The organism is uncultured Veillonella sp., from assembly GCF_963543145.1.
In the GTDB taxonomy this organism is placed as follows: Bacteria; Bacillota; Negativicutes; order Veillonellales; family Veillonellaceae; genus Veillonella.
Genome location: NZ_CAUTZP010000028.1, coordinates 1 through 8,699 on the forward strand (window position 1 = coordinate 1; position 8,699 = coordinate 8,699).

Consider the following 8,699-nt stretch of genomic DNA (forward strand, 5'->3'; position numbering starts at 1 on the left):
AATAGTTGAATAGATAGTAATAGAAATAAAAATAAATATAAATATAAATATATTTCTACTAAGATAAATATATTTTTACTAAGTAGGATATTAAAGATTATAAGGTGTAAAATATAAACTAAAAGAACACCTAAATAGAAATCAAAACCTAGATTATATAGATTGGAAGCGAGATAATATGCGTATAATAATCGATCGAGATGCAGTTTGTGCAGGGGATGATATTAGTTGGCATCGCGAAGAATTCACCGTACCAGATGATATCACCATAGCTAGCTTATTTGAATGTCTTGAGTTTAAATACATCCCTCTCATCGCTGGAAATAACGTGGTATGGGCGCTCTATCACAACGATGTTGAAATAGGAGCCTATTTTACTAGAATTCAAAGTTTTATAAATGGCAATGTGTCATTATCGTCTATTATCAGTAATTCTGAAAGAGATAATGAATTCTATCTAAGGTATTACAGCCACCCCGATAGATATAAAAAGCGCTTTATTTAGTTGCATTAAATTCAGCTACAATTTCTTGTAAAATTTCTGGATTTTCAACCAAGTTCAATAATGTACGGCCTATGATGTTAGCGCCATCTACAATTATTTGTTCAATTGTAGGATCTAGCATAGCAGCGGCGAATTCTTTAGAATGGCACACTTTTGGCTCCCCAGCGAGACGTAATTTAGGATGGAATGCGGCGCATTGATAGCTTACATTACCAATATCGGAGCTACCGCCGAGAGCTGCCGGACCAGGTTCAAAATCGAGGCCCATATCTTCCATTATCTCTTCAATCAGCGCTGTACCGCGATGGTTTTGGTTCATATCGTCATAAGGATTGCCATAAAACTCAACATCCACAGTTGTACCTGTACAAAGGGCAGCCCCTTCAAAGATGTTTTTAATTTGTTCAGATAAACCGTTTAAATAGTCACGTTCTGTATGGCGCACAGTGACCTCTAGTTCACCAAAGGCAGGAATGACATTAGACGCGGTACCACCAGCGATAATCCATGTACCGATACGCGTTTCAGGGCGCACTTGCTGGCGCATCATATCCATAGCATGAATAGCAAGCTGAACCCCATTTACCGCATTGATGCCATTCCAAGGCTCCCCTGCTGCATGGGCTGGTTTACCGTGGAATTTAGCACGGAAACAATCGAGGGCCAGGAATTGTGAATTAGGTCGCGTTTCCTCGCCATCGAGGTGAACCATGATAGCAAAATCATAGTCTTTAAATACGCCCGCATTGCACATATCTACCTTGCACCCCATCGCTTCCTCGTCTGGGGTCCCGATGATATCGATATCCATATTGAAAGCAACGCCCTCTTGTTGCATCTTATGTAATGCTAACGCAGCCAATACACTCATGGAGCCACTAGCGGAGTGGCCACAAGCATGACCTACTTCAGGCAATGCATCGTATTCACATAAAATCGCTAAGCGACCACATGGGTTCTCTACTTTCACAACAGAAGCCTTGAAGGCCGTTGGCAAATTACAGAACTCATAAGTTACATCCATGCCATGTTTTTCAAGAATTGCACCAATTGTTTTGACGGACTCGAACTCATGACTAGAAAGTTCAGGATTCTTAGCTAATGTATAGTTAATTTTGAAAGCATCTGGAGCGAGACTTTTACAAAGATCAGAAAAGGTATTTGTAAGGGACATATTGCCTCCATATATATACGCAAATGATTGTAACGAACGAAGATACTCTACCATATAAAACAAAAACTATGTAGCGCTACAAAAGCACTTAAAAGAGAGCCCTCTTGAATTAAAAGCTTAAATATAACATAAAATCTAAAAACTCATGTACACTTAATTATACAATGTTATTGCCTATTGGTGTAAAATTCCGTACAATATAAACAGAAATGTATAAACCATGTATATGGATGTTTGAGGAGGAAACTATGTTTAAGTTTAAAAAATTGACAGCCATCGCCCTCGTAGCGGTAGCAGCTTTAGGTTTATTGGCTGGTTGTGGCAACGACAAACCTAAAATGACTCAACAAGAAGGTGTATTACGTGTAGGTTCTGAAACTACATTCCCACCATTCGAATTCACTGAAGGCGAAAAATACGTTGGTTTCGACGTTGATTTGTCCGAAGCAATTGCTAAAAAATTAGGTTTAAAAATGGAATTTAAATCCATGGGCTTCGACGCTTTGATTCCAGCTATTCAATCTGGCGATATCGACATGATTGCTGCCGGTATCAATGCTACTCCGGAACGCGAAAAAGTATTGGACTTCTCCGATGTGTACTTCGACCAAGGTGGTTTCATCACTGTTGTTCGTAAAGACAACACAACAATCCACGGTATGGATGACTTAGCAGGCAAAACTGTAGGTGCTCAAATTGGCACAATCCCTGTTGAAATGGCGCAAAAAATCCCTGGTACAACAGTAAAACAAATCGATTCCAACGCTAACATCTTCATGGAATTGAAAGCGGGCACAATCGATGCCGCTATCATCGATAACGCAGTAGCTATGTACTACCTCAAACAAGGTGCTGATCAAGACCTTAAACTCGTAGGCGAACCTACTAAATCCCCAGGCACAGTTTTGGCCGTGAAAGAAGGCAACAAAGCATTACAAGAAGCTGTTAACAAAGCTCTTAAAGAACTCAAAGAAGACGGCACTTACCAAAAAATCTACGACAAATGGTTCGGCGATTACAACAAAAAATAATAGTTAGTCTAAGAAACTAGAATAACTATATCCCCTCTGAAAGATTTCAGATTTCACAGCAACGTGATAACAAAATCTATTCAGAGGGGATTTTTTATTGATTAGTAACAGATAGTATCACATGTATTCCCTCTTTCACGGCACTCCGTGTTCGTTATATAATAAATGTGTATTCTATAGTATAAAAACTAGCATAAAAAGGAGGCCTAATGGCACAGTACTTTACGGAACGCCTACAAAAGGTCTTCCACATGATTTTTAAATCCTATAATCCAAAAGTGGCCCAAGAGGGTTTGCGTCAGCTTGAACTTATTGTCAATAATCAGCAAAATGTAGTATCAACTGATCATCGCGCCTTGCGAAACGATATGCCTACGCTTCTTGAAAGCGAAATTAATAGCAAAGAGGATGCTCTAAAAATCGCTAATGATCCAGAAGCACGCGAGCTAGGTGATGCCTATGCCCTTTTAGCACGCGTTTATGCAGGTCCTCGCTTTACTTGGGAGGAATCTAATTTTCCTGAGGATAATATGCGAACGTATCAATGCTTACACGATAGTATTCGCCGCTATAGTCCTATTGGAACCTTGCAAGCGTTACGCATTAAAGGCTCTATTACGCCCACTGTGGAAAAGGATATGCAAATCTCCTTTGATGATGCATTCCGCATCATTCACGATTATGCAGAGCAAGACGATGTCTATTGCCAGTATGTAATAGGCAATGTATTTTTCTGGCGTGACGACAATCGCATTGAATCAGCAAAAGATATGCTTACGCCACCTCCTCTAAGTTGGGCTAAACGCATCCAACAAAGTCTACAAGGCGGTTCCATACACGATCGTATTGCCGCCTTACAAGGGACAGTACCAGACGAGAGGCTGCAAGAAAACGCACTGAATCTGGCGAAACGATGGCTTAATAAAGCGCTCAATAATGGGCTCGCCATGTTCCAGGGCAATTTACGCAACATCTACATCGACGAAGGCGACTTCGAGAACGCACGCCGCGTAGCTAGAGCGGCAGCAAACCTTGGCAATCCAGCCATGATGCTCTATACAGGCCTCGACTGTCACGAAAACGGCAACTATGAAGATGCTTTCACTTGGTTTACTAAAGCAGCCGCCTTAGGGCAATCTGAAAGTATCGCCGAGTTAGCGGACTATTACTATCATTTCTACGATGCCAAAGAATTGCGTAGCACCATCCCTTACGATCCAGTTAAGGCCATCGGTCTCTACCGCCGTGCAGCGACTAAGAACTTTAGCGATGCTGGATATACCGCATTACAAGCGGCGTTTGGTTATATCTTTCACATTGGCCACCTCCCGCTAGACTGGGGCCTCATTGCAGACTTAACACATATGGCGGCAACTAAGGAACGCTTTATGTTCGCCTTACCATACATTGGGTATATGCGTATCCACGGTTTAGGAGTGACGAAAAATATTCGCTTTGCCGTTCAATCCTTACTGCGCGTCTTAGATGAAGAGCAACGGGCTTTCGAAGAGGAAAATCGGGTTCTCTTCTACGATATTACGCGGGCTTTAACACGGGTTGCGCTCGGCTATGCCTATGAAAAAGGTTATGTAACAGGCAAACCAGACCTTGATCAAGCTGTATCCTATTACGAACAATCGCATCAATATATCTTGTCCCATAAGGCAAACTTAGATGAAGAGTTAAAAGATATTCCTATCGATGACGAAGCAGCAGAACGATTAGAAGCATTTGAGGAAATTGATGGTCATTGGCAGTATAAAGAAGGCATTGCTGAGTCTACTACAGTGCGCCCTGCCCCTACTACATGGCCTCAATATGCGGTTCGATTATCTGTAAACATGGATGACTTCCTGTGGGATACGACCTTATATGATTGGCAAACCATAGAAAAAGCCTTAACAGCCCAAGAAGAAATCAAGCTAAGCTTTTACAATCATTTCCTATCCGTTCCAAACAAATTGCGCAACATCTTTAAATTAGATGTTTTGCGTATGCCTCGAGATATGTATCAAGTGCGATTACACGGTTACGACCCTACGGAAGGGAAAGAAGTTATCTATCGTACGCTAATTAATAAGGATGCTACACGACATCTATTGAAAGACCTCTACGATAATCACGCCTTACCTAATCTAGTAGAAAACTGGTCTATTGAAAAAAGTGAAGAAAACCCGACTTGGCACTACGTACTCGATGTAGATCAACAACCGTTCTTGCTCGAGGAATACGACGATGCGAATGCTATGATTCAAACTGCATTGCAAGGCCTAAAAGAGAAAAAATACGAACAAATTAATATTCGTACACATGACTTTGTAGGTCCATCCTATTTCATTTTTAAAGGCAATCGCTCGAATCCATTTAGAGTACAACTCTATCTGAAAGAATCTGTACGCCACACCATCGATGAAAATGGGAACCAAGAAGATACGCCAGGTAACACCTATTTATTTGAACAATACGTAGGCAACGAAGTATCCTTGAACTATTGGATTCAAAAAACAATAAATACCTTGGAAATCCCTGAACTAGACAACTGGAAACAATTAACAGTTCCAAAGGATTTGCAAACATAAGAAAAAGACCACCGCAAGCAGGGTGGTCTTTTTTCTGGGGAATGAAATTGTTATTTGAATAAAGGCAAGATTGCGTTTGCTAAACCAGTAAGCGCAGCCAAGATTGCTTTAACGATAGTTGCTACCATTGCTCTTCCTCCTTCTCATATAAGCACAATAACTAAACTAACTATAAACATCTTAAACTAGGATATTAAGCTTAATATGAAATGAGTAAATTTTTACACATTAATTTTTCATGAGGAAAATAAGGGAGTCTTAATTGGTACGAATAGTTAGATGAGAACGGTAGCATACAACGAATTCATAAATTTCTATAAATTTTTAACAACCTCTGCACAGCGTGCGCAAAGTGTAGGATGTTCGCTATCTTGACCTACTGTATCGCGGTGGATCCAGCAGCGTTCACATTTTTCAAGAGCAGATGCAGCAACGACTGTAGCTACGCCTGTTTCTTCGTCTTTAACAGCCTCTGCTGGTGCAGCGCCGTTTACGATGTGAGCTTCGGATACGATAACGAGTTTAGCCAAGCCTTCTTCACCAAGGGCGTTCAATGCGTCGAATGCAGCGCCTTCAGCGTATACTGTAACGGATGCATCCAATGGATGACCAATTGTTTTGTCTTGACGAGCAAGTTCCAATGCTTTTTGTACGGATGTACGCAAGTCTAACAATTGATTCCATTTATCAGCCAATGCTTGGTTGAAGTGTTCAGGATGACCTTGTGGCCAATCTTGAAGCATAACGGATTCAGGCATGCCCTCTTCTTTAGGCATATATTTCCAAACTTCTTCTGCTGTGAAAGAAAGTACTGGAGATACCATTGCTACCAATGTTTTTAAGATTTCATACATCGCTGTTTGAGCAGAACGACGAGCTACGTTGTTTTTACCTTCAGCGTACATAGTATCTTTCATTACATCAAGGTAGATGGAGCTCAAGTCTACTGTACAGAAGTTATGAATTGCATGGTACAACATGTGGAATTCATAGTTTTCGTATGCATCAGTAACCTTTTGACGTACTTCTTCTAAGCGCAACAATGCCCATTTATCGAATTCAGACATATCTGCGTAAGCCACTTTATCAGTATTTGGATTGAAGTCATCCAAGTTACCAAGCAAAAAACGGAATGTATTACGGATCTTACGATATACTTCAGATAATTGTTTTACGATGTCTTTAGACAAACGTACGTCTGCTTGGTAATCTGCGGAGGATACCCACAAACGCATAACGTCAGCCCCATATACGTCGATGATGTCGCTAGGTGCTACTGTATTACCTACAGATTTAGACATTTTGCGACCTTCGCCGTCCACAACGAAACCATGTGTCAATACGGAGTTGTAAGGTGCTTTACCAGTTGTTGCTACTGCAGTTAACAAGGAAGAGTTGAACCAGCCGCGATGTTGGTCGGAACCTTCAAGGTACATAGCACATGGTACGTCAAGATCGTTAACTTCAAGTACGCCAGCCCAAGAGGAACCAGAGTCAAACCATACGTCCATGATGTCTGTTTCTTTTTTGAACTCATCATGACCGCAATGAGGACATGTGAAGCCTTCTGGTAACAATTCTTTAGCACTGTGAGCCCACCATGCGTCGGAACCTTCTACAGCTACTTTTTCTTGCAATGCTTTGATCGTATCATCGTTGATAATATGTTCGCCGCAGCTTTCACAATAGTAAATAGGAATTGGCACGCCCCAAATACGTTGACGGGAAATTACCCAGTCACCACGGTCGCGAACCATGTTAAAGATGCGATCATGGCCCCATTTAGGAATCCATTGTACTTGGTTATCGATAGCATCAAGCGCTTGTTGACGGTACCCATCTACAGAGGAGAACCATTGTTCTGTAGCGCGGTAGATAACAGGGTTTTTACAACGCCAGCAGTGCGCGTATTGGTGGCGCAAGCTAGATTTATGAAGCAATGCATTGTTGTGTGCCAAGATTTTGATAACAGGCACCTCTGCATCGTGAATTTCTACGCCAGCCAATGGGAATTCAGTATCGCCATAACGGTTGTCGTCAACTTGTTTCGTATAGTTACCAGTTTCGTTAACAAGGGATACGATAGGAAGCTCTGTTTTACCTTCCTTGTTATAACGCATAACGATGTTAAAGTCATCTTCACCGTGTGCAGGCGCTGTATGTACACAACCAGTACCAGCTTCAAGTGTTACATGGTCACCACACAATACAGTAGATTTACGTTCTACGAATGGATGTTTAAATTCAGCCAATTCCAAATCTGCACCAGAGAAACGATTTACGATTTCATAGTCTTCGATACCGATATCTTTCATAGCCGCATCAACGAGTTCAGTAGCCATCAAGTAATATTCGTCGCCTACTTTTACCCAGCCATATTCAAGCTCAGGGTTAACACAGATTGCTACGTTGGCAGGCATTGTCCAAGGAGTAGTTGTCCAGATAACAGCATATGCTTGTTTTGGATTTACGCCAGCTGGCAATGTCACCTTTTTCTCGGATACGTAAGGGAATTTTACGTAAATAGAGAAGGATTTTTTCTCAGCGTATTCAATTTCTGCTTCTGCCAATGCAGTTTCGCAGTGAGTACACCAGTATACAGTTTTAAGACCTTTGTAGATATGGCCGCGTTTTGCCATTTCGCCAAAGATACCAAGTTGTTTTACTTCGAACTCAGGACGCAATGTCAAATAAGGACGGTCCCACTCACCTAATACACCAAAGCGAATGAAGTCTTGTTTTTGAGTTTCTACGCATTCTAATGCATATTCCTTACATTTATTGCGCAAGTCCAATGGAGCCATTTCATGACGGTTAAGGCCAGTGTTTTTAATAACCGCATGCTCGATTGGCAAACCGTGCGTATCCCAACCAGGGATGTAGCGAGTATAATGACCAGTCATAGTCTTGTATTTCATGATGATGTCCTTCAACGTTTTGTTGAGGGCATGACCGATGTGCAATTTACCATTTGCATATGGAGGGCCATCATGCAAAATGAAAGGTTTTGCGTCTTTACGCAATTCCAAACGTTTTTGATAAATTTTGTTGTCTTCCCAGAACTTTAAGATTTCTGGTTCGCGCTTAGGCAAATTGCCGCGCATTGGAAATTCTGTTTCAGGCAAATGTAACGTCTTACCGTAATCCATGATGTGCTCCTTTTACATAAAAAAATCGCCCGCCCCCGAAGGGACGGACGTAATATCCGTGGTACCACCCTACTGACCTTCTGTGAAAGCTAGATGCTATTTCGCGTCTGCGAATGACTATGCTTCATTTTGTGAAAGCCACTTAAACATATAACGGTGTTCACCGGCAGGGTTCCTGCTTGCTCCAAAGTGATCCGCAAATCTCTAGATTTCCAAACCTTTCAGCCCATGAGTTTGGTCTCTACTAAATCCGTCTGAGAC

At 41.5% G+C, this 8,699-nt stretch carries 5 protein-coding genes; 3 read left to right on the forward strand and 2 right to left on the reverse strand.

Annotation, left to right across the window (positions count from 1 at the left end):
- The first annotated feature begins 178 nt into the window (after positions 1–178).
- The gene (locus tag RWZ05_RS08640) at positions 179–505 is read left to right on the forward strand and encodes a hypothetical protein (protein ID WP_314643755.1); all 327 of its coding nucleotides are present in this window, start codon (positions 179–181) and stop codon (positions 503–505) included.
- Here the strand turns inward: RWZ05_RS08640 and RWZ05_RS08645 are convergent.
- Positions 498–1,679 carry an amidohydrolase gene (locus RWZ05_RS08645; RefSeq protein ID WP_314643757.1) on the reverse strand — a complete coding sequence of 394 codons (1,182 nt, stop codon included), beginning with the start codon at positions 1,677–1,679 and terminating at the stop codon, positions 498–500. The two genes, RWZ05_RS08640 and RWZ05_RS08645, sit on opposite strands and share 8 nt — an antisense overlap.
- A 248-nt stretch (positions 1,680–1,927) precedes the next feature.
- Between RWZ05_RS08645 and RWZ05_RS08650 the strand changes: the two genes are divergently transcribed.
- Together RWZ05_RS08650 and RWZ05_RS08655 are read left to right on the forward strand one after the other, a co-directional pair.
- Complete coding sequence (locus RWZ05_RS08650) at positions 1,928–2,710, forward strand: basic amino acid ABC transporter substrate-binding protein (protein ID WP_314643760.1); 783 nt, start codon at positions 1,928–1,930, stop codon at positions 2,708–2,710.
- 209 nt (positions 2,711–2,919) lie between these two features.
- The gene (locus tag RWZ05_RS08655) at positions 2,920–5,289 is read left to right on the forward strand and encodes a sel1 repeat family protein (RefSeq protein ID WP_314643762.1); all 2,370 of its coding nucleotides are present in this window, start codon (positions 2,920–2,922) and stop codon (positions 5,287–5,289) included.
- 314 nt (positions 5,290–5,603) lie between these two features.
- Here RWZ05_RS08655 and ileS read toward each other — a convergent pair whose 3' ends face one another.
- On the reverse strand, positions 5,604–8,438 hold the full coding sequence (gene ileS / locus RWZ05_RS08660; protein ID WP_314643764.1) for an isoleucine--tRNA ligase: 2,835 nt from the start codon (positions 8,436–8,438) through the stop codon (positions 5,604–5,606).
- Positions 8,439–8,699: the final 261 nt, after the last annotated feature.